The following is a 724-nucleotide window of genomic DNA, read 5'->3' as shown; positions in this document are numbered from 1 at the left end:
GCGACGTAGACGGGCTTGTTCGCGACCGCGCCGTCGCGGATCTTGATGTAGATGCAGTCGATCAGCAGGACTGCGTAGACGCGGTCGAGGGGGCGGGTGCGCCAGGCGGCCAGGTCCTGGGCGACCTGGGCGGTAGCGCGGGAGACCAGGTCGCGGGAGACCTCGACGTCGTAGACCTCGGCGAGGTGGGCCTGGATCTCGCCGGTGGTCAGGCCCTTTGCGTAGAGGGACACGATGGTCTCGGAGAAGCCCTCCACGCGTCGGGTGTGCTTGGGCACGATCTGCGGGGTGAAGGACCCGGCGCGGTCGCGCGGGATGTCGAGGGTGACCGGGCCGACCTGCGAGAGCACGGTCTTGCGGCTGGTTCCGTTGCGATGGTTCCCGGACCCCGCGCCCGCGGGGTCGCCCTTCTCGTAGCCCAGGTGCTCGGCCATCTCGGCCTCCAGAGCGCCTTCCAGGACCAGCTTCACCAGCCTGGTCAACAGGCCGTTCTCGCCGACCAGTTGGAGCCCGTCCCGCCGGGCGCGCTCGATCAGGCTTTCGGCCAGGTCCCGGTTCTGCTCGGCCGCTCGTGCCAACTCCGCCCCCATCCGCACCTGGTGCGCGTTCTCGTGGGGGCCGGACTCGTTCGTGGTGCCCATCGTGATCCTTCCCGGCACGGACCCCGGTCCATGCCAAACAGGCCACACCAGGCCAAACCCACGAAATTCAAGACAGTCCCGGG

At 69.2% G+C, this 724-nt stretch carries 1 protein-coding gene; it reads right to left on the bottom strand.

Features of this window, described 5'->3' with window-relative positions; all coding sequences use genetic code 11:
• Positions 1 to 641: IS256 family transposase (locus ACFP3V_RS31330; RefSeq protein ID WP_380591081.1), on the bottom strand; the 641-nt coding region annotated here is incomplete at its 3' end.
• Positions 642 to 724: the final 83 nt, after the last annotated feature.

The sequence above is a fragment of the Streptacidiphilus monticola genome (assembly GCF_042658505.1).
Lineage (GTDB): Bacteria > Actinomycetota > Actinomycetes > Streptomycetales > Streptomycetaceae > Streptacidiphilus > Streptacidiphilus monticola.
Note: the sequence above shows the minus strand (reverse complement) of the source record. Positions and strands in the feature narration are given on the sequence as shown.